Annotated in this window: 14 protein-coding genes and 2 pseudogenes; 12 read left to right on the top strand and 4 right to left on the bottom strand. The window is 65.5% G+C overall.

The genetic code is table 11. The features are described 5' to 3' along the window. Nucleotides 1–169: 169 nt before the first annotated feature. The 8 genes and pseudogenes from ACNQS7_RS28905 to ACNQS7_RS28870 form a co-directional block, all read left to right on the top strand. Nucleotides 170–4,126 (top strand): annotated as a pseudogene (locus tag ACNQS7_RS28905) (toxin glutamine deamidase domain-containing protein); the annotation flags it as partial. 927 nt (nucleotides 4,127–5,053) lie between these two features. Beyond that, nucleotides 5,054–5,569, top strand: a pseudogene (locus ACNQS7_RS28900) (TNT domain-containing protein); the annotation flags it as partial. Further along, a complete protein-coding gene (locus ACNQS7_RS28895; protein ID WP_418015233.1) occupies nucleotides 5,566–6,048 on the top strand; it encodes a hypothetical protein in 483 nt (160 codons plus the stop codon). The pseudogene ACNQS7_RS28900 and the gene ACNQS7_RS28895, both read left to right, overlap by 4 nt. Before the next feature lie 244 nt (nucleotides 6,049–6,292). Further along, the gene (locus ACNQS7_RS28890; protein ID WP_418015232.1) at nucleotides 6,293–7,732 is read left to right on the top strand and encodes a hypothetical protein; all 1,440 of its coding nucleotides are present in this window, start codon (nucleotides 6,293–6,295) and stop codon (nucleotides 7,730–7,732) included. Nucleotides 7,733–7,773: 41 nt separating this feature from the next. Continuing rightward, on the top strand, nucleotides 7,774–8,421 hold the full coding sequence (locus ACNQS7_RS28885) for a hypothetical protein (protein ID WP_418015231.1): 648 nt from the start codon (nucleotides 7,774–7,776) through the stop codon (nucleotides 8,419–8,421). Between the two features lie 207 nt (nucleotides 8,422–8,628). Further along, nucleotides 8,629–8,988 carry a hypothetical protein gene (locus ACNQS7_RS28880; RefSeq protein ID WP_418015230.1) on the top strand — a complete coding sequence of 120 codons (360 nt, stop codon included), beginning with the start codon at nucleotides 8,629–8,631 and terminating at the stop codon, nucleotides 8,986–8,988. A 42-nt stretch (nucleotides 8,989–9,030) separates the two neighbouring features. Continuing rightward, the gene (locus tag ACNQS7_RS28875; RefSeq protein ID WP_418015229.1) at nucleotides 9,031–10,446 is read left to right on the top strand and encodes a hypothetical protein; all 1,416 of its coding nucleotides are present in this window, start codon (nucleotides 9,031–9,033) and stop codon (nucleotides 10,444–10,446) included. A 5-nt stretch (nucleotides 10,447–10,451) separates the two neighbouring features. Continuing rightward, a complete protein-coding gene (locus ACNQS7_RS28870; RefSeq protein WP_418015228.1) occupies nucleotides 10,452–11,219 on the top strand; it encodes an ESX secretion-associated protein EspG in 768 nt (255 codons plus the stop codon). A gap of 13 nt (nucleotides 11,220–11,232) precedes the next feature. On the opposite strand, the gene ACNQS7_RS28865 is transcribed toward ACNQS7_RS28870, so the two are convergent. The 4 genes from ACNQS7_RS28865 to ACNQS7_RS28850 form a co-directional block, all read right to left on the bottom strand. Continuing rightward, nucleotides 11,233–12,483 carry a hypothetical protein gene (locus ACNQS7_RS28865; protein WP_418015227.1) on the bottom strand — a complete coding sequence of 417 codons (1,251 nt, stop codon included), beginning with the start codon at nucleotides 12,481–12,483 and terminating at the stop codon, nucleotides 11,233–11,235. 326 nt (nucleotides 12,484–12,809) lie between these two features. Then, nucleotides 12,810–14,282: a hypothetical protein gene (locus ACNQS7_RS28860; RefSeq protein WP_418015226.1), complete on the bottom strand. Its 1,473-nt coding sequence runs from the start codon at nucleotides 14,280–14,282 to the stop codon at nucleotides 12,810–12,812. 43 nt (nucleotides 14,283–14,325) lie between these two features. After that, nucleotides 14,326–14,811, bottom strand: a complete 486-nt coding sequence (locus ACNQS7_RS28855; RefSeq protein WP_418015225.1) for a hypothetical protein — start codon at nucleotides 14,809–14,811, stop codon at nucleotides 14,326–14,328. Beyond that, nucleotides 14,798–15,601 carry a hypothetical protein gene (locus ACNQS7_RS28850; protein ID WP_418015224.1) on the bottom strand — a complete coding sequence of 268 codons (804 nt, stop codon included), beginning with the start codon at nucleotides 15,599–15,601 and terminating at the stop codon, nucleotides 14,798–14,800. Before ACNQS7_RS28850 ends, ACNQS7_RS28855 begins: the two co-directional genes overlap by 14 nt. A 78-nt stretch (nucleotides 15,602–15,679) precedes the next feature. On the opposite strand from ACNQS7_RS28850, the gene ACNQS7_RS28845 reads away from it, so the two are divergent. From ACNQS7_RS28845 to ACNQS7_RS28830, 4 genes are all read left to right on the top strand, one after another. Continuing rightward, nucleotides 15,680–16,705 carry a hotdog fold thioesterase gene (locus ACNQS7_RS28845; RefSeq protein ID WP_418015223.1) on the top strand — a complete coding sequence of 342 codons (1,026 nt, stop codon included), beginning with the start codon at nucleotides 15,680–15,682 and terminating at the stop codon, nucleotides 16,703–16,705. Nucleotides 16,706–16,776: 71 nt separating this feature from the next. Beyond that, entirely contained in the window at nucleotides 16,777–17,982 is a 1,206-nt protein-coding gene (locus ACNQS7_RS28840) for an amidohydrolase family protein (RefSeq protein ID WP_055577748.1), read from the top strand. Between the two features lie 173 nt (nucleotides 17,983–18,155). Beyond that, nucleotides 18,156–18,581 carry an anti-sigma factor antagonist gene (locus ACNQS7_RS28835; RefSeq protein ID WP_418015222.1) on the top strand — a complete coding sequence of 142 codons (426 nt, stop codon included), beginning with the start codon at nucleotides 18,156–18,158 and terminating at the stop codon, nucleotides 18,579–18,581. Nucleotides 18,582–18,721: 140 nt separating this feature from the next. Beyond that, complete coding sequence (locus ACNQS7_RS28830) at nucleotides 18,722–20,686, top strand: SpoIIE family protein phosphatase (RefSeq protein WP_418015221.1); 1,965 nt, start codon at nucleotides 18,722–18,724, stop codon at nucleotides 20,684–20,686. Nucleotides 20,687–20,688: the final 2 nt, after the last annotated feature.

The raw sequence follows: 20,688 nt of genomic DNA, 5'->3' as shown, positions 1-20,688 counted from the left end.
CGCCGCCACGCGGACGACTTTGTCCGGATTCGCGTCCGGCGAGCTTCACGACACCCTGGACGGGTTGCTCAAACCGTACGGCTCGTCGATCGACCAGATCGCCGGGCAGTTACGCCAGTTGGCGGACGCGGTCGACAATGTGGCGACCGAAATCGAGTTCGCCAAAGAGATGTTCATCGCGAATCTTGCCGCGCTGGCGGCGACTCTGGTCGCGCTGGCCGCGTCTGCATGGATCAACTGGGGCGCTCCCGTCGAGGCTGCGGCAGCCATCGCCGGCATCGAACTTGTTATCAGCCAAGGCATTCGGGCAGCAGCCGCGAAAGTAGCCTCCGAAGCCCTCGCCCGGGTGATCGCCCAGCTCGTCACGCGCGCACTCGGTAGTGCGGCGGTCAACGCCGGCATCTCCGCAGGACTCAACGCGGGCATCCAGGGCCAGCAGATGGTGCAAGGCAACCGGCATGACTTCGACTGGGATTCTTGGCGGAATGACGTCGCGTCCGGCGCCATCTCGGGCGCTGTCATGGGACCGATCCTCAAGGGCGCGCACGATTTCGACGCAGGCTCCGCGTTAGGTAACCGCGCCAAGAACTTCGGCGCGTCGTTCGTCGGCAATGCCGGTGGCGCGGCGGCGGCGCAACAGGCCTTGACCGGACACGTCAATCTCGCCGACGCGATGGGCGCCGGCGCGGTGTTCGGTGCGGTGGACGGGGTGCGCAGTCCGGGCGTGCACGGCGGCGGCCCGGACACACCCGTGCTGACGGGCGACCGGCCGGGCAGTCCTCTGGTCGAACCCTTGCCAGCGACGCAGCATCAGCAGACGCCGATCGAGTCGTCCCCGAGCGTCGCCGGTCGGCCCGCCGACGTGAGCGCCGCTCGGCCTGCCGATGTGGACGTACCGTTCAACCTCGGTTCGCAGCCGCACGACGCAGTACCTATGAATCCCAGTGGGTTTGCCGGCGCCGAGACCGCAACCCCGCACCCTTCCGCACCCACGTCCCACACCGGCGTCACCGACGCCCCGATGACGGGATCGCCGTCCGCCGCGTCACCGGCTGCCGGCCACGGCGCATCAGCTTCGACGGGACCGCCCGCGGCGCCCGCCGGCCATGCCGGCCCGTCGACCACCGGCCCACAGGCTCCGGCCGCGCGCGCGGGAGTGTCCGACGCGGTAGCTGCCCCCGCCGCCCGCACGTCCGACGCCGTCGCGCCGACAGGTGCGGACCCGCATCCGGTGCGGGGCGCAGCGGCTCCCGCTCCTGAGGTCGCCGCACAGCCGAGTCACGAAATCCCTAGGGAAGCAACGCCATCGCGTGATGTCCCGGCTCCGCGTGACGCACCGCCGCCACGTGATCCTCCGCCACCACACGACACCCGAACGGCTCCCGATGCGCAGCCGGCTCGCGACCCGCAGCCGCGACGCGACCCTGCGTCGGCCCGGGACGACCAACCACCGCGCGACGGCCAGGCGCCACGGGATGCCCAGTCAGCAGGAGACGCAAAGCTTTCCCGCGACAGCACCGCTGACACCGCGGACAGGTCGCGTCCTGCGGCCCCGGAGAGTCGATCTGCGCGCGAGACCCACGCCGACACCGTGCGGCGCGCGGATTCTGCGCCCCGCCATGGGAAGGGCGGCGCTGAACACGGGGAGAACAATCCCGATCCACTTCTCCAACGCACCACAGCAGACACGCCACCCATCGTCGCGGCCGCGGTGTCACCCGAGACCGTCCGGTTTCGTCCGACACCGTCCGACACCGTGCGCCCACCGGGTCCACAGGGTGGAGATCGGCACCCGGCAGCCGACGACCCGCCGCCCCGGCGTCCGGAGGGCGACACTTCGCGCGGCGGTGACGACCTCCCGTCGCCGGGACCCGATCCCGCCGAACCGACGGGTGTCGGCAACCCGGCCAATCATCGCAATTACGGACCCAATGAGCTTGCTCCGCTCGAAGATCACGCGCATCAGACCGCGCTGGAGCAGGCTCTGCGAAACCCGAACGGCGAGTACCAGATAGGGGCCGACCCACGTACCAACGCCTATGGTGCCCTCGTCAATGACGGAGGCCCGGCTATCGACGGACGAGCCAACAATTGCCTGGATTGCGCGCTTGCAGCGTTGGCGTCGTTCCACGGTGACCCGACGGTCTCGGTCCCCCGTTTCCTCGACCAGCAGCCCGATGGCACGATCGACCTGACGAGCGGAGAGGCGAGCGGGCTGGACCGGGCCCAGGCCTGGCTGGGCGACGGCCTGCACCTGTCTGATCAGAACCTGTCGATACGACAGCAGTATGCCGCGCTGCACCGGGAGATTGCGCTGCTCGGACCGGGGTCTTCGGCGCTGGTGGTCAGCGAGTGGCACGCGCGCGACGCGGCCGGCAACCCGATGTACCACTCCGACGGAACGCCCCTGCTGGACGGCTCGCACGCCACCGTCATCGTCTATCCGCGCGATGCCGCCGGCCCGGTGTGGTGGGATCCCCAGAACAGCCTCACCAGCGATCACCCGCCCGCCATGCTCGTCAACGAATCCGCATATCTGTGGTCCACCCCGATCGCCGCCGATCACTTCGGACCCGCACCCATCCAAGGAGGCCGACATGGTGCAGCTGGCGACCCAGGAACAGGCGCTGGCCTATCTGGCACGAATCTTCCCGGATCGTATGTTTCGGGTGACGCCGTTCGAGATGGGTTGGGTCGTGACCCCGATCCTGCCGGAGGGCAGCACCGCGAGCCAGCCAATCGGGCAGGCGAAGCTGATAATCGACTCGGAGACCGGGATCGTCACCACGCACTCGAGCCTGCCGACAAACGTGGTGGCCGAAACCTACACGACAGCAAAGCGGTCGGGCCGACCGGCCGGGAATCAGATCTACCCGCACCAATGGCGGATCACCCTGCGGCGCACCCGGGAGGATCCCGAGACCATCGACTACCAGATGACGGCCGTCTCACTGGCACAGCCGCCGGAACCCACGCTGGAGCACAGCCTGACCATCAACAAGCAGACCTACACTCACGAACCGACGGACGCCCTCTCGAGGGTGGCGATGTCTCGCGCCCTCTGGATGAGTCAGCAGAACCGGGGAGCGTGGCCCGAGGAAGCGACGGCGATGCGTTAGAAGGCGCCACTCCGGCGTCAGACCCCGACGCCGGTGACCGCGGCCGCGGGGTCGCCTCCGACCCGGATGCCGCACGCGCGCAGGGCGTGGCGAATGAGGCATTGTGGAAACGCATTCCGCCGGTCCGCCCCGAAGAGGTTCGACATCACCTGGCGGACACCACTTTCGGCGAGCAACGGGCCAGGGACAACGCCGCCTGGTGGCGCCAGCTCGGCGGCGAGGAACAGCGCGCGCTGATCGACTCCTACTCCCGCGAAATCGGTAATGCCGAAGGCATTCCCGCCTGGGCGCGCACCGAGGCGAACGAGCATCAGCTGTCCCGATTGCACGACGAGTTGCAGGCTCGCAGAGACGCGGGCGAACACCTGAACCGTCGCGAAGTAAGAGAACTCAGGCGGTACAACGAGATTCGAGAGGCGCTCGACGACGCCAGAGCAGACGCCGCTCATCTCGGCGCCGAGGTGCATGTCCTGGCGTTGGATCCGCACGCCTTCGGCGGTGACGGCCGGATCGTAGTCAGCGTGGGTCACGACCCATTTCACGCGGAAACGGTGTCCTGGCACGTGCCGGGAATGATGAACAGCATCGACACTCTCGGCGGAAACCTGCAAGGCGCGCTCAACCACCTGAAATCTGTGCAGTTGGAGGACCCCTCCTCGACCGCCGCGTCCATCGCGTGGATCGGTTACGACGCTCCCAGCGGCAAGGGGTTCTGGCGTGTCGCATTCCACGGGTTGGCCCGCGATGGCGGTGCCATCCTGCACAGCGATATCCTGGCTTTCAACGCGAGCACCGCGACCGGCGCGGACGGCGAAAGCTTCACCGGCAACCACGTTTTCGGCCACTCATACGGGTCGACCACTACCAGTTACGCCGGACAAGCGGGGCAGTTCGCCGGACACGTACGCAGCGTCACCCTCGCCGGCTCCCCCGGCGCGGGTCCACAGCGCCACGCCAGCGACTTCGGTATCGGTGAGCGCGTCTTCGTCGCCTCATCGTCGCGGGACTTCGTGACGGCGCTCGGTGGTCGCACACCCGGATCGCTCGGACGTCTTTTCGGCCGCGGATTGGGCATCGATCCAGCCATGGCGGCATTCGGCGCACACCGCATCACCGCTGAGTTTCCGCAGCACATGGATCGGTGGGACACCAAGGGCACCCATACGTCTTACTACGACCAGGACGCAATGCTTGGTGTGCGCACTGAGTCTTTGGCCAACTTCGGCCGCATCGCCACGGAGCATTTCGACGAGGTACACGTCGAGGCACGTCGCACTGAACGGGCGTGGTGGAAATGGGGCTGGCGCACGGATGAACCCGCCCAGGGCAGACCGTTGCAGCTGGAGCCGACCAACGGGGAGGCTTATTCCACGGACCGCCGAGTATGGGATCCGCATTGGCATTCCGGCCATCCTGAATCAAGCGATGTGCACGGCGGCAAAGGATCCGACCCATACCCGCACGATGCAACGCATAGCTACGCGGGAAGCCTGCCCCAAGAAGGCCGATGCGCCCACGACGTAACCGACTTCCTGGCCGCGCACTACAACCGGCAGGTCTCGCTGGAGGCCCGGCCGGGCCCTTCGGGGTTGCCGGCGCGAGATCTGTTCCAGGCCTGGGGATCGGCCTCACACTTTGCCAATTACGCGGAAGTCGGGGATGCGCTGCTGCGGCACGGTGACGGGTCCGCAGCGATCTTGGCATCGCGATGGAGTAGCGATCCCGCACAGGGCGGACACGCGTACGTTGCCGTCAATGAAGCCGGTACAGTGCATCTTTACCGCAGGATCGGCGATCGTTTCGAACGATCAGGATGGCCACCGTCGTGGGGCGAGCAGGCGGTCGATGCGACCGCAGTGGGCTACCTGGACCGGCATGGTAACCCCATCGAACTCCTCGATGGACGGCCCGGCCAACTAAATGCCGCTCAGACGGTGGGCAACGTAGCGGGCGGCGGCGACGCCGCAGCGCCGCCCGGGCTCGTCGCGCACCACCTACCGCCAGAGTCCCCGCTCTTCGCCGGCTACCAGCCGACGGATCCCGGACCGGAATTCACCAACCCGGACGGCAGTCTCATCTACCCAGACGACAGCCTGCCGTCCAAGCCGTACGCCATACCCGGCACGGTTATCGCGGACGCACGACTCGCCACTGGGGCGGTCCTCGACCGATTCGGCTGGCCTGGCGGCGGATACCTCTCGCCGGCCGGCGTGCTGTTCGCCGAACGGGCACTTCCTCCCGACAGCGCGACCAAACCATATTTTCAATACCAGGTCGATGACCCGGCAGCGCTGCCACCTGGCTACCACATAGAAAGATCCCTCGCAGCGCCGTGGTTTCATCAACCGGGCGGCGGCACGCAGTATCGGATTGTTGCACCTCCCGGTCAGCGACCATCAGTACAGGCTCTTATCGATTCAGGCTTCCTCAAACCGTTAGGTGAGCGATGAGCGACTTCAGCAGATTGACCTCGGCATGGCTCGAATGGACTGGCGCAGCAGGTATTTCGGACGCCTCCGTATCGTTCGACTGTGCGGACTGCCAGATACTTTTCAGGTCCACCGAGGAGGCGCTGCACCTACGATACGACCACAATTGGTGGGTCCTCGACGAAGTCGACGAACGTGGTAGGCGATACCACGCTACGGCCAGGTTCTCCACACTCGAACTCGCCGAAAAATATCTGATCTGGCGATGGGCATCGATAGCTCGAACGGTTCGCGGGGCCCCTCAGTTGGGCGCCGAGTTATACAAGCGTGGATACAGTGCCGATGTGAGCTTGGCGCCCACCGAGGACGAATATAAAACGGAGGTGATGTCAGCAGCGGGCAACGTCATCCTCGGCGAACCAGATTCGACGATCTTCAGCCACCTGATCCTTGAATCCGTTGACGAGGTCGAACGGCTGGTTCGCCGGGATGTCACCTAGCACACATGCCCGCCACGACGAATCAGCTGCCGCACTTGTACTTCGGCTATGCAAAGGAGGTCGCATTGAACTCAGCGGAGCGTCCAGATTGTGAGGTTGGCGGACCAATCTGCGGCAAGGACCAACGCGCATCGCTACCGATTCGGTGCGGTGAAACACGTTGAGCCGCAACGCAGAGGAAGCGGTCGCAGCAGCGACCGAGTACATCCGCAGAACTGGAATGGATTACCCTACAGCAGGTTTGGTGGCCAAGCGGTTCGAGTCGGGGTGGTCGGTATACGCGCCAGTGAACGTTGACACCGACGACCCGACGGCTTTCTTGCGCATGCCGGTGGGGCGGGCGGTGTTCTTGGTGGGGGACAGCGGGCGAATCGAGGTGACCTCTTCGTCGACACCGCCACAGCTTGCACGCCAAAGATTCACCGAGCGAGAACACGCTTTGGCTCGCCACGCGACGCGTCAGGATCCGGCAAGGTTCATGTCCGAGTTCGCCGACGCATTCGACCAGGCCTCCATACGGAATACCTTGGTGACCCAAGGATTCTCACTGGTCGACGACGTACCCCGGCAACAGATTGAGACGGCCGACAAGGACCGACGCATCGACGAGCAGGCGTCGGCCTTGCTTGAGCCGATCGCCCAGGAGCTCGCGCTGCTCGGACCGTCTGGGTGGCGGGAGCTTCGTGCGGTGTTTGCGTTGACCGTTCGCGCCGGAACTGCTGACTGCGTCTTCGACAGCGGCGCCGAATGGCAGCCGGTCACTGTGCCCCGATCGGTGCTGGAACTGGTCCGTGCACAGCGGGAGGTCAGCGCTCAGATGTCTGCCGGGCCTTGGTGGCGCATGCTGCTTTCGGTTACCAGTCAGGGTCGGCTGCGGGCCGATTACGACTACGGCGAGCAGCCATTCCCCGATGGCCAGTTGCAACCGGCGGAGAACTACCGGGACGACATTGCCGCCTACCCCCGCGCCCAACTGCCCGTGTGGCTCGCGGGCTATGTGGCCGGCCCGACCGCACAGGGGCGCTCGCCGGCGCAGGCATCCTTGGCGGTCGCGGCAGAACAGGCGGCCGGTCGCCGGGCTACGGAATCCGACGATATCGAACCTCTGCCTGACACGTGGGCCCGCTGGGCCGTCCTTTCCGCGGTGTACGCAGGGGCGCGCTCCGATTGGGGGCCGCGGATTTCCGCCGGCCTGGCCTGGTACGAATCCGATGGGCGCAGCGGGTCGAGCCTGTTTGTGTTACCCGGCAACCGCGCAGTACTGTCCGGCGGCCGCTGGAACTCTCCCCTGCTGACCGCGGCCTATCAACGTGGTGACCCACTGCCCGATCTCTACTGCGGCGCCCCGGCATGGGTGAACGATTCGGTGCTGAACACCCGCAATCAGAATGGCCTCCTAAGCTTTTGCTACTGGTGGGATCAAGGGCGCTGGTGGCGTGGGGCTACTGACACCTTCGACGAACTCGATGACCCGCTGCCGGTGATCTGGACGCCAGAAGAATGCGTCCATGCAATGGCGCAAATAGTGGGCCCGGGTCTCGAAAGCGCCTGCCATCGGCTGCTCTCAGCAGCCACCGCGCATGCTGCCACGCGCCAGCTCCTCGCCGCGATCTTTGATCAATTCGCTGATTCGGACCTCGACGGCGCGTTCAACCAACTCAGCCTCGCCGGCCTGACACGATGAATACGACTCTCGACACGGCTTTGACCATTGGCGGATTCGCGATGACGGCCGCGGTCGTGATCTTCCTTGTCCCGTGGGGAATGTATGGATCTCTCACTGCCATGGGAGCTGAGCCACCGGACCAGCCGGCTCGGGGGCGCTTCAACACTGCGGTAGGAGTCGGATCGCTGATCATTCCGCCCGTGCTTCTCATTGCGGCAAACGCGACGGCGCTCCTGCTTGCGTTGACAGCCACCGGCTTGACGTTCTACTACCCACTGATCGGCCTGAGCGGCGGGATCGCCGCGTGGTACGGCGCCATCCTCGGTCTATCCACCTGGTACAAAAGCCTCCGGCGTGCGCGCCTGGCGGGTCACCGAAAGGAGTACGCTTCGCCGCCGACCGCCGATCAAGCGATATCGGCGGTCCGCGATCACCTGGCGAAGAGCCAGATCGATTACCCCACAACGGAGCTCGTCGCCGATCGATTCAGCCTCGGCTGGTCGGTGTACGCCCCGGGCCGCTTCAGCTCGGGTGACCCCGAGGCGTTTCAGGAGGACCCGCGACAGGCGGTTTTCCTGGTGGGCGACAGTGGACGCATTCAGCAGATCCCGTCCCCGACACTCCTGCAAATCGCGCAGAAACGATTCACTGCGGAAGAAAGCCTCATGAGGCCTTTTCGAGGGCGATGGGTACGGCGCCGGCGATGATCGCAACAACCATGCACAGCCGCGGCAGAAGGTATTGCCGCTGCTTTTCATGTTCCCGGTGCTTTATCCTGACTTGCAGAAGGTGGGAGAGGACGGTGGCCGCGCCGGTAATCGCGCCTCAGAGGTCCCTGAGGTTACGTTCGAAGGCCGGCATCGGGGGTAGCTACATGCAGCCGGACGGCCGCGTTCAATTGGGAGGAAATTGCGTTGTCTCTGGAAAATCCGCCGCCAGTTGATGCATTGGCAGGCCCGACGCGTCAGATACAGCAGTGGACGAATAACTTACCGTCGGACGTTCTCGAATTGGATCCCAAGGCGGTGCGGTCATGGCACGACTCTCTGACCGTCCTGGCCCATACCGTCAGCGAGCAAGTCACAGCAGCACAGGCGTTACGCATAGACGTGGGTGGCGTGGGACGTTTTCTTTCCGCGACCGAAACTGCGAAAAATATCAACGAGTCGGGCGAAGCTATCCGCCGCCGGCTCAATGAATTCGCGGAACTCGTGACGGCATTGCAGAATTTTTCGGAAGCAGCCTACAACGCGCTTATTCGGCAAGATGGATAGCGCGGTCAACGCCGCCGGATTCGCCTGAGCGACAGACCACCTATGTCGGAAAATACGTTGCAATGGGATATCCCGGACGACCCCTATCATAACGATCCGCTAATTCCTTGCTATTCAGATACCCCCAGCCTCGGGAACTCAGAAATCGGCAAGACGCTGTTCGGTTCTCTCAACGACATGGCGAGCACCCCGATGGCCGGGCAAATCACCAAAACCGTTCCACTCGAACATATTCTGAAATTCTTTGACGGGTACAACGCTTTGGCGCCCGCCGCCGACGACGTGGCCCCAGGGCACCACGACGCCTGGAACAGGATTGCGGAAGCCCTGCGGACAGCTGAACAGCAACTTCGGGACGCAATTGCTCTGGCGAGAGGCACCCTGTCCGGTGCTACGGTCTCGGCGATCCTGCAAAAAGCGTCAGATTCCACCAATTATCTGACTTCGCTGGCTGATGCCACCAGGCGCATGGACCCTCTGGTCGACACGTTTTCACGTGATGTCAAAGAAACCAGAGACTGGTTCGAGGCGATGAATACCAAACTCAACACCGACCTAGCGAACATGATGGGCGAAAACAGTCTCGGCGACTACAGCATCGACCAGAAGCGCCTAGACGACTTGATGGCCATCTACGACAATATGGCACGGACGACGATTCAAGATTTCTACAATCCGCCGATCGAATGGGTCAGCCAGCGCCACCCCGACATGTCGGCAGGTCCGCCTCGGGTGCCGGGCGCGCCGGGCGGAGGACCCGGCTCGCCGAGCTTCGGCGACAGCCCCCCGGGCAGACTCCGGCCGGGTGGGCTGGGCCTGCCCGACATGCCGTCGCTGCAACCGGCGGGGCGGACCGACCCGTCAGCCGCCCAACCGAACGCTCCAACCATGCCGACCAACGCAATGCAGGGTCTCGGTGACGCCGCGAAAGGAGCCGGAGACGCGGCCAACGACGCGACGCAAAAGGCTCAAAACGCTGCTGGGCAGGCCGGCAACGCCGCTAACCAGGCGCTGGGCCAGATCCCGCAAGGCGGCAAGGACGGCCATGCCGCGTTGCCTGAAGGCGTACTAGGCCTCGGGCCCAGCGGACTAAAGGGGGCGAGCGCAGCACCGGGGTCCGGAGGTGGACGGGGCGGCGGCACCGGCGGCACCGCTTCACGTACGCCCACCGTCGGCAAACCATCTGCTCAGTTGGCATCGGCGGGCAACACCGCGTCATCCGCACCGGTGTCCCGCGCCGGAGCGGGCGCGGGGGCTGGTGCAAGCGGTGCCGGGGCTCCCGTCGCCGGACACCGCGGCGGGGCGGGTGCGGACAAGCAGCACAAGGTCAGCAAAGCACTGCGTCACGCCCGTCATGGACAGGATGTGATCGGCGAAGCAGAAGCGGTGCTACCCGTCGTGGGAGACGAATCGGACGGACCGAGCAAACCGCCCAGATCTACCGCAGAACCCCAGTGAAGCGAGTGGCGCTCAACCAGGTAGGCCGCCTGGACCTGATCGACCTCCAAGCCATCAGCGACAGTTACGGCCGCGAGTTCATGCCGCATCCATTTGTGCACTTGCGATCATCACCCTTCGCCAGTTATCAGGAATACGAGGTGCACAAGATTGCGGTGCGGGATCGACTCTGTCGGGGCGACCTGTCCGATTTCAATCGATGGTTCTCGACCTACCTCGACGCAGATATCCGGGTGGAATGCGTGGTGAGCTCGGTGGTCGCGCCCCGAGGACGCCTGCTCGCCCATCGTCGCGGTCAACACGGTTTCATTGCCGCACAACGACCCGACGACCACGTCGTCGAGGTCTACGCCGTCTCGCCTTATGAGATCGGCCCAGCGATTACCGAGGCGCTCACCCTGACCACGCCGGGACGGCACGCCAGAATCGCGATCCCCGACTTTGTCCGGCGGACCGTGCAACCGTCCTCCTTCGACGTGAACGAAATCGTCCCGCTGGTGCATCGTGATCGCCACACTGACACGGTCTCGGTGCCACGATCGCAGGTGACAAGGTGCGTCAGGGTGCAGAGCCACTGGGGACCTGCCCGTGAATGGGGATTCAGCCACTCGAAGAAAGCAGTGGTGTGCGTGGCGGTCGAAGGCGACGGCGACTATCTCTACACGCAGAGCTTCGAGTTTTTGACGCCGATGACGGCCCACAGCTTGACCAGCCGCATTAACGACCTGATCGCCGAGGATGTGGCGCAGGTCCGCCGGTCACAGAGCGAATAGCCGTTGCCGGTCGTCAGTTCGGTGCCCGCAGCGAACTGATCGTCTGCTGTTCGTGATCGATCCGCACTAGCCCGGTCCCGACTTTCCTGATGTCGATCCTCTTCGCTGCAGGAAGTTGCCACAGCGTCCGGCAGCTTGAGGTGTCGATGGCCGCATAGCCCTCTAACGTTCTGCGAGAGATGACGATCGTCCCGTCGGACCCGACGTATTCGGCGCCCAATTGCATCCTGCAGGTGGGTCCTGGCTGGCGGGTCAGCAGATCCCACCACTGCCAGCTCTCGTCACCGCCGGCCCCCTCGGGCGCTCTCACGAATAACTTCGTTCCGATCGTCTGAAATTGACCACCGAAATCTTGCGCGGGGATCTCGATGAGCAGTTTGCCGTCATCGGTATAGATCTGGAATTTGGCTCCCACCCGCAGGGTCAGCATGCCCGCATTCTGTTGCGGAAAGCTTCTAGCAGGTTCTTGACGGCCGACCAACCGCCCGTCGGAGTCGTATATCAAGGTGCCCGTCACCGTGCCCGCGTCGAATTGGTAGGCGAACCCACCGTTGTAGACAACGGCCTCTTCCAGCTTGGTGCCCGACGGGGCATTGGGTGTCAGGTCTCTACCGTCAACCACCGAGATCACTTGGTACCGTTGGTCGGCCGTCGGGCTGCGCGGCGGAAACCTCGGCGCTTGCACAATGAGCGGCTGCGCCGGCAGATCCGCAGCGGCGGGGGTTCCCAGCGCCTGCAACACGCCGCTACCCGCAACGGACCACGTCCGCTGGCCCTGCGGACCGATACCGAACACTCCCTGGTCGTGGAGTGCGAGCACCACATAGGAGCCCGCGACCCTCAAAGCCGGGGCATTTTGGGCCAGTGTCGGGTTCAGAGTGTTGGGTCCGGTAAACGTCAGCGCGCCGCGCTGCAGGTCGACCACCCACAGGCCGGGTGGCGGCCTGCCGCCGGGGTCGAGCCCATCGTCGGTGGTAGTGCAGATCGCCGCGGTGGGTCCGTTGCGGTAACAGTGCCCGGCACCCGAGTCGTAGCCCGGCAGGGAGATCGGGGGAAAGACTGGCCTACCCGTGTTCATGTCGATGCCATACAGCCAGCCCACCGGATTGGCGCATTTTTTCTCGCAACCCTGGTCGGTGATGAAGAAGGCGGTGTTGCCGCTGCCGGCGAAAAACTCACCCACTCCAACCGCGGCCGGCAAGCCGATATCGGGTGCTTTGAGCTGCCAGCCCGGCACCAGTTCACGGTTGAGCGGAAACGACAACAACAGATCTTTTGGGCTACCTACGGGCGGGGCGGCAGATGGAGGTGCGGCTCCGCGGTCACCTTGACGAAACGGGCCCCACACCGCGACCGCAACAGCACCCGCAACCACAACGATCACCAACCCGATGGCCGCACCCAACCACCACCTCTTCCGCGAACGCGACCCGCTGGGCTGCCCGCCGGGATCCACCCAACGAAATTGCTGTGGCGTCCCGCCGGACGGGGGCGCACCCGGCACCATCACATCACCACCCGTCCCCATGCCGCGTCACGGCAACCACCGTAGTCGCGGCGACAACCGGCCGATCAACGATTGCACCGTTACTACTTCGCGGGTTCCCGTAACGACGAGACCTTGTCCCGGTCATGGTCCACTTCGATCAGGCCCGTGCCGACCTTATGGATCCAGGTCTTTCCGGTTATCTCCCACTGGCTTTGGCAGTTCGTGGTGTCGATGGCGACGTAGTGGGACCCGTCGCCGCTATGACTGTTGGTGACCACCACGGTGCCATCGGAGGCGGCATAGTCGGGCCCCAGGGCCATGGTGCAGGTGGCACCGGACGCTGAGGTGCGCAGGTCCCATTGCTGCCAGGCAGATTCCGTGCCGTCACCACTGCCCGCGGTCTTGATGTACACCTTCGGACCGATGGTCTCGAAATCGGCGGCCAGACCGCGCGACGGGATCGTCGCGACGAGTTTGCCTGCCGCATCGTAGATCTGGAAGTTGCCTCCGACCACGAGGGTCAGCATCGCGGCGTTCTGCCGTGGGTAACTGCGCTCGGGTTGCTGCCGGCCCACTTCACGTCCGGTGGTGTCGTACATTCGGGTACCCGTCGCCGAGCCCGCATCGACCTGGTAGGCAAACCCGCCGTTGTACACGACAGCCGCCTCCAGTCGCGTGCCCGAAGGCGGCGTGGGCGTCAGGACTTTGCCGTCAACAACCGAAAAGACCTGATCTCCCCGGTCATCGCCGGCAGACTTCGCCGGTTGCACGGCGAGAGTCAGTGGCGGGATGTCGGGGTTCCACGCTCCCGGAACGCTGATCTGCCCGCTGCCGGGCAGGAACCAGGTCAGCTCAGCGTGTGCGCCGATACCGTGCAGGCCCTCGCCGGGGCGGGCGGCCACCAAATAGGAAGGGCCGTATTTGTAACCCACGGCCTCGAGTTGGATGCCACCGCCAATGATGCTGGGATTGAGGGTGTTTGGTCCGTGGTAGGTCAGGGCACCGTGATCGAGATCGATCACCCATGCTCCCGGTGGCGGGAGATGCGCTTCCTGGCCTTCGGTGCGGCTCGTGCAGACGGCCACCGCAGGACCATTGCTGTGGCAATCCGAGTTGGTGCCGAAAAAGCCCGGCAGCGCCAGCGGCGGGAAAAGGGTGGCACCAGTGGTCGTTTCGAGACCGTACAGCCAGCCCGTCGGATTGTGGCAGGACTTGTCACAGCCCTCCAGCGTGATGAAGTAGGCCTTGGTGCCGTTACGGGAGAACAGGTCTCCGACCTTGACGCCGGCAGGCAGTCCGATATCAGTGCCGCTCACCTGCCAACCCGGCACCGGTCGGCGATTCAGCGGAAACGACACGAGCAGGTCTTGCGGTGTCCCGATAGGTGGGCGTCCAGCGGATACGTCGGCGCCGTGGCCGGGTGCGTGACCGCGCAGCACCACAACGACGCCGACTGCCACCGCGATCACGACGACCACCGCCGCGCCGACCCACCAGAATCGGCGCGAGCGCCGCCGCGGCGGCGGCGGCTCGATCCAGCGAAACCCCTGCGGGGGCATCGACGAATCCGGCATCAACACCACCCCCCGTTCGACACCGTCACGGCGATCACGCTAGTCATGGCACTGGCGCGGAAGCGATCCGGCAGACCAGCAATTCACCCTGACGCACGCCCAGAACGAACTGCAGGCTGACGTCATTGTCGAAGTGCGTGCTCATGGTCCACAGCGACTCGTGGCGGGCGAGCGCCCCCGTGGAGACCACGCGCATCGGCTTGCCGACCGGTTCGTTCTTGCGGACGCCGTCGACCTCGGAGGTCACGGTGCCCTCGCTGTCCGGGCACGTCAGCGCTTCGAGGTTGGCCAGGTGTCGTGCGTTGCGTTCCCGCACCCAGGCCCGCACCGTGCTATCGGCAGCCTCGTAAGCCTGCGCTTCGGTCATCGAGTCGCCGACCGCCCTCGGCCGCAACGTCGGCCCGTCGCCGGGGTCTCGACCGACGACCGCGAACATTAAAAGCGCGAACGACGACACAGCCGCGAAAACCCAGAGCATCATCGTGATTCGCGCCCGGCGCCGGACCCCGCCCGGCTCAGCGCTGGCCATCGCAGACCTTGAGCGTGCCGCCTTCGTCGGCGAAAGTCACCGTCTCGAAGACGAACCCGCCACGGGCCTGCGCCTCCTCGACTTCGCGCTTCATCCGGTCGTCGATCGGCCGGATCCGCACCGCCACTTTCACCCACACGGTTTCACCGTCGTCGCGGAACTGAGTCAACGCATCGGGAAAGATCAGGCCCTGGTCCTGGCCGTAATACGCGATGGTGTTGATCCAGTCGCTAAGCGACTGCGCCGGATGAGCGCAGGACAGTTCCCGCATTCGTGCGGCGTCACCGCGGTCTTCCGCGGCATACCACTGCTCGAGCACCGCGAACGCCGCCTTGGCACGCGCCGGGGGTGGCACGGCGAGCACCCCCAGGCGAGGTGGCTCCGACCGCCGCCATCCGACTGCGAACACCACTGCGGCGGCGGCCAGACACGACACCGTGATCGCAGCCAGCAGGCGCTGCGGCCACCGGAGCGAAACACCGCGCGCACCATCATCTTTGCGCATCGACAGCGTCCCGTCGGACCGGCAGTCGACCGACAGGCGCCGCCACGACGACCCATTGGACACTGCCTGACGGTGGTATTCACTCAGCGCTTCGACCGCTTGGAGAGGCACCGAAAGCGGCGCCGCCCGTCCGTCCGCCGTCGCCGTCACCGCCGACGACGCGGCGTCAAATGCGATATTCACGCGCGTCCAGCCCGGCGGCGCTTCGCCAAGCACCATGACAACCGCCTGCTCTACCAGGCCACGATCATCTGCCGCTCCCCCACCAGCGGCGCCGACGCTCACCGCCCGACCCTATCGAACGGGATGGCGGTAATCTCATTCTCACAGCGTGTGCCACGCCCTAGGAGGAGGAGACCGCCCATGGCCGGCCCCACCGACGAACCCGAAGTCACCCGCGCCGACCGCTTCATCAAGACCGCGGTCGAGATCCTCGGCGAGACGGGACGCACGGACTTCACCGTGCAGGAGGTTGTCGCCCGGTCCAAAACCTCGCTGCGGGCCTTCTACCAACACTTCGGCAGCAAGGACGAACTGTTGCTGGCGCTCTTCGAGCGGACGATGGCGCAGGCGGCACAGACCTGGCGCGCCGAGACCGCCGGCCTGGACAGCACCGCGGCGCTCAAACTGATCATCGACCGGGTAGGCGCCCAGCCGGAGTCCAGCACCCAGGACAGCCTGAACCGCGCGCTGAGCCTCTACAACCAGAACCTGGCCGAAACCCGGCCGCGTGAATACGCCCGGGTCCTTTCGCCTCTGCATCGACTGATGCGCGACATCATCGGGCAGGGCATCACCGAGGGAGTCTTCAACCCGGGCCTGGACGTCGGCGCGGCCGCCGCGATCGTCATGCAGACCATGGTCGGCGCGCTCCGATTGCATTGGCTGGGAACCGAATTGAACGGGACGCCGATCGATTCCGGCCAACTTTACGACTTCTGCAGCCGCGCCCTCGGTATCCGCGAGGCCGACGACGACACCCCCGATCCCTCGCTGGCCGAACTGTTCGCACGGATCGGCCTGCGCCCGGCCAGTTTTCACGACGACGGCTTCGCAATGACCATGCCGGTCAGCCCTCAGGTCGTCAACACCTCGGGCGCGCTACAGGGCGGGCTGATCGCCACCCTGGCCGACGTGGCGGGCGGACAACTCGGCCTGCAGTACCTGCTGCCGGGCACCGCGATGACGACCTCCGACCTCGTGATCCGGTACCTGCGGCCGATCAGGCAGGGCTCCGCGCTGGCCGTCCCGAAAGTCCTGCGGGCCGGGCGCCGGTCGCTGGTCATGCAGATCGACATCTACGGCGACAGCGAAAGCGAGCTGGCAGCCACCGCGACGGTGAATTTCGCCATCATCGGCAGCCCGGACGGCGACGCCGCCGACCGCTGATACACGCACCCCGCGCCAAGTGGTAACGTCATTACCGCACAGTGAGATCAAGACTTCTACAGGAGATCGCCATGCCGTCCCGCGAACTTCCCTTCCCCGTCTTCGACGCCGACAACCACATGTACGAGCCGCAGGAGGCACTGACCAAGTTCCTGCCGGAAAACCGCAAGCGGGTCATCGACTACGTACAGGTTCGCGGCCGCACCAAGATCGTGGTGCGCGGCCACATCAGCGAGTACATCCCCAATCCGACGTTCGAGGTGGTGGCACGCCCCGGCGCCCAGGAGGACTACTTCCGCAACGGCGCACAGGGCAAGAGCTACCGCGAGATCCTGGGCGAGCCGATGAAGGCCATTCCCGCCTTCCGCGAGCCGGGAGCGCGTCTCGAGGTGATGGACGAGCTCGGCATCGACTACGCCCTGATGTTCCCCACCCTGGCCAGCCTGGTCGAGGAGCGGATGAAGGACGACCCGGAGATGACCCACGACGTCATCCACGCGCTCAACCAGTGGATGTACGAGCAGTGGTCGTTCAACTACCAGGACCGCATCTTCGCCACCCCGGTGATCACCCTGCCGATCGTCGAGCGGGCGCTCGAAGAGCTCGAATGGTGCCTGGAGCGGGGTGCCCGCACCGTGCTGGTCCGCCCGGCGCCGGTCCCCGGCTACAAGGGCAGCCGCTCGTTCGGGCTCGAGGAGTTCGACCCGTTCTGGCAGGCCTGCGTCAAAGCCGAGCTGCCGGTGTCGATGCACGCCTCGGACAGCGGTTACTCGGAGTTCGCCAACGTGTGGGAACCCGGCGATGAGTTCCTGCCGTTCAAGCCAACCCCGTTCCGCAGCTTCGCGATGGGGCATCGGCCGATCCTGGACGCGATGGGTGCACTGGTGTGCCACGGCGCGCTGTCCCGCAACCCGGAACTGCGGATCCTCTCGATCGAGAACGGCGCCGACTGGGTGCCGGACCTCTTCAAAGGCCTCAAGGGCGTCTACAAGAAGATGCCGCAGGCGTTCAGCGAGGACCCCGTCGAAGCGTTCAAGCGCTGCGTCTACATCACCCCGTTCTGGGAGGACAGGTTCACCGAGATCGTAAAGATGGTCGGAACCGACCGGGTGTTGTTCGGCTCGGACTGGCCGCACCCCGAAGGCTTGAAGGACCCCATCTCCTTCGTCGACGAACTCACCGACTTCGACGAGGCCGACATCGCGAAAATCATGGGCGGCAACCTGATGAAGCTGATGAAGGTCTCCGCGCCGGCCGCCAAACCGGTCTCCGCCTGACCACGAAATCGATCGGTGGGAGCCGGACGTATCGGGCTCCTACCGATCTTTCCATTCGGCTTAATCCGGCAACAGTTTCTGCTATACACAAGGCATCACTTTGTCTTCCGGGCACGCGCAGTGGACATTCCATCGGGGGGATTTTTCCGCGCGGCCCTCATTGGGGGTGCACGATGAACCTGGGTCCATCCGACTCTTTCTCCATCCCGGTGCCTTTGAGCGACCGGTTGTCCCTGGAGCTGGGTGAACCGAACGGCACGCTGCGGGCCACCACGGTGCGCAGCGGCTCGGCGGTGGTCATCCGCGCCGGCGGCGAAGTCGACGCGTCAAACGAGCACACCTGGCGGGGCCTGCTTGTCGAGGCTTCGGCGGTCGCGGCCCGGCCCGGCCCGCTGATCGTGGACGTCACCGGACTCGACTTCATGGGCTGCTGCGCCTTCGCCGTGCTGGCCGACGAAGCGGAGCGGTGCCGACGCCGCGGGATCACCCTGCGACTGGTCAGCAGTGACCCCGGCATCGCCCGCATCGTGGATGCGTGCGGGTTCGGTCACATGTTGCCGGTTCACCCCACGACGGAATCGGCGCTCGCCGCGGCGTAGCTTGAGCGGCCCGCGCGCCGCTCAATAATTTTGGTGCGTGGTGCATGTCCCGCACATTGCTAGTCTTGTTGGTGTTGCTTGGCGCTGTCGTCAGCGCACCCGACTAGTTTGCTACATCGGTCCGCGGGAGGTACGGCCATATGTCGGCCGAAAAGGACTGGGATGACACGGTGGGCGCGGCTGAAGACGTGCGTCGCATCTTCGAGAACATCCCGGCCATGGTGGTCGGCCTGCATGGGCCGGATCACCGCTTCATCGCGGTCAATGCGGCCTTCCGCGCCTTCAATCCATCGCTGAACACCGTGGGCAAGACGGCCAAAGAGATCTATCCCGAACTCGAAGGCCAACAGATCTACGAGATGTTCGACCGGGTCTATCAGACCGGCGAGTCGCAGTCGGGTTCGGAATGGCGTCTGCAGGTGGACCTGCAGGGTTCCGGGCTCGAAGAGCGTTACTTCGACTTCCTGGTCACGCCCCGGCGCGCCGCGGACGGATCCATCGAAGGTGTGCAGCTGGTCTTCGACGACGTCACCGCCCGCGTACAGGCACGGTTGGCCGCGGAAGCCCGGGTGGAAGAGCTGTCCAAGCGGTACCGCAACGTCCGCGACTCGGCGATCCTGATGCAGCAGACGCTGCTGGCCCCCTCGGTCCCGGTGGTGCCGGGAGCCGACATCGCGGCCGAATACCTCGTCGCTGCCGAAGACACCGCGGCCGGTGGGGACTGGTTCGATGCCCTGGCGCTCGGCGACCGCCTGGTGGTGGTCGTCGGCGACGTGGTCGGGCACGGCGTCGAAGCGGCCGCGGTGATGTCACAGTTGCGCACCGCTTTGCGCATGCAGCTCACCGCCCGACGCCCGATCGCCGAGGCGCTCGAGGCGCTCGACGACTTCCACGAGCACGTGCCCGGATCCAAGTCGGCCACGGTCTGCGTCGGCTCACTGAACCTGGCGACGGGCGAGTTTCAGTACTGCACCGCCGGGCACCCGCCCCCGCTGATCGTCGCGGCCGATGCCAGCGCCCGGTACGTGCAACCGTCGGGTGGCGGACCATTGGGCAGTGGCACGGGTTTTCCGGTCCGCACCGAGACCCTCGACATCGGCGACTCCGTGCTGCTGTACAGCGACGGCCTGATCGAACGCCCGGGACGTCCGCTGGTTGCCAGCACCGCGGAGTTCGCCGACCTGGCGGGCAGCATCGCCGCCGGCACCCGCGGCTTCGTGCTCGACTCGCCCGCCCGGCCGATCGACCGGCTGTGCTCGGAAACGCTCGAATTGCTCTTGCGTTCAACGGGTTACACCGATGACGTCACCCTCCTTGCGGTGCAGCGGCGGACACCGGCACCACCGTTGCACATCATGGCGGATGCCAACATTCATGCCGCCCGGGGCATCCGCGCCAAGTTGCGGGAATGGTTGTCCGAGAACGGCGCCGACTCCGCCGACATCTCCGACGTGGTGCATGCGATCTCCGAATTCGTCGAGAACGCGGTCGAACATGGTTACGGCACTGAGGTTTCCGGAGGGCTCATCGTTGAAGCGTCATTGGGTGGCGACGGCAGGTTGCGGGCATCGGTGATCGACCGCGGCGAGTGGAAGGACCACCGTGAGGGCGAAAAGGGCCGCGGACGCGGCCTGGCGATGGCCGAGGCACTGGTGACCGAATCTCACGTCAGGCACAGCCTCGACGGCACCACCGCCACGATCGTTCACCGGCTCAGCCGCCCGGTCAACTTCGTCAGCGACCCGGTGCCCAACCGGGTCGGGCACCCCCGCGAACTCGACAGCGAGTTCGTGTCGCTGGTCACCGACGGCGGCCGGATCGTGGTACGCGGCGAGGTCGACTCGAACACCGCGTCCACCCTGGATCGGCAAATTGCGGTTGAAAGTCGCTCGGGCATAGCGTCTTTGACGATAGACCTGAGCGCGGTCACCCACCTCGGCTCAGCCGGCGTCAGCGCGCTGGCCGCGGCGCGCGAACGCGCCCGTAAGCAGGGCGGCGACTGCGTACTGGTGGCACCGCCGGGCAGCCCCGCCCACCACGTTCTGTCGCTGGTTCAGATCCCCGTCAGCACCGGAGACTCCGAAGACATCCTCGTCGAGGACTGACG

The organism is Mycobacterium sp. 23 (assembly GCF_048287075.1).
Classification (GTDB): Bacteria; Actinomycetota; Actinomycetes; order Mycobacteriales; family Mycobacteriaceae; genus Mycobacterium; species Mycobacterium gordonae_B.
This window is presented reverse-complemented; position numbering and strand designations above follow the sequence as displayed.

What these genes read in the sequence shown, in the direction of transcription:
- ACNQS7_RS28895 (WP_418015233.1), top strand. Translation starts at nt 5,566, where the DNA reads ATGAGCGACTTCAGCAGATTGACCTCGGCATGGCTCGAATGGACTGGC.
- ACNQS7_RS28860 (WP_418015226.1), bottom strand. Translation starts at nt 14,282, where the DNA reads ATGCCGGATTCGTCGATGCCCCCGCAGGGGTTTCGCTGGATCGAGCCG.
- ACNQS7_RS28830 (WP_418015221.1), top strand. Translation starts at nt 18,722, where the DNA reads ATGTCGGCCGAAAAGGACTGGGATGACACGGTGGGCGCGGCTGAAGAC.
- ACNQS7_RS28875 (WP_418015229.1), top strand. Translation starts at nt 9,031, where the DNA reads ATGTCGGAAAATACGTTGCAATGGGATATCCCGGACGACCCCTATCAT.
- ACNQS7_RS28835 (WP_418015222.1), top strand. Translation starts at nt 18,156, where the DNA reads ATGAACCTGGGTCCATCCGACTCTTTCTCCATCCCGGTGCCTTTGAGC.
- ACNQS7_RS28840 (WP_055577748.1), top strand. Translation starts at nt 16,777, where the DNA reads ATGCCGTCCCGCGAACTTCCCTTCCCCGTCTTCGACGCCGACAACCAC.
- ACNQS7_RS28885 (WP_418015231.1), top strand. Translation starts at nt 7,774, where the DNA reads ATGACGGCCGCGGTCGTGATCTTCCTTGTCCCGTGGGGAATGTATGGA.
- ACNQS7_RS28855 (WP_418015225.1), bottom strand. Translation starts at nt 14,811, where the DNA reads ATGGCCAGCGCTGAGCCGGGCGGGGTCCGGCGCCGGGCGCGAATCACG.
- ACNQS7_RS28845 (WP_418015223.1), top strand. Translation starts at nt 15,680, where the DNA reads ATGGCCGGCCCCACCGACGAACCCGAAGTCACCCGCGCCGACCGCTTC.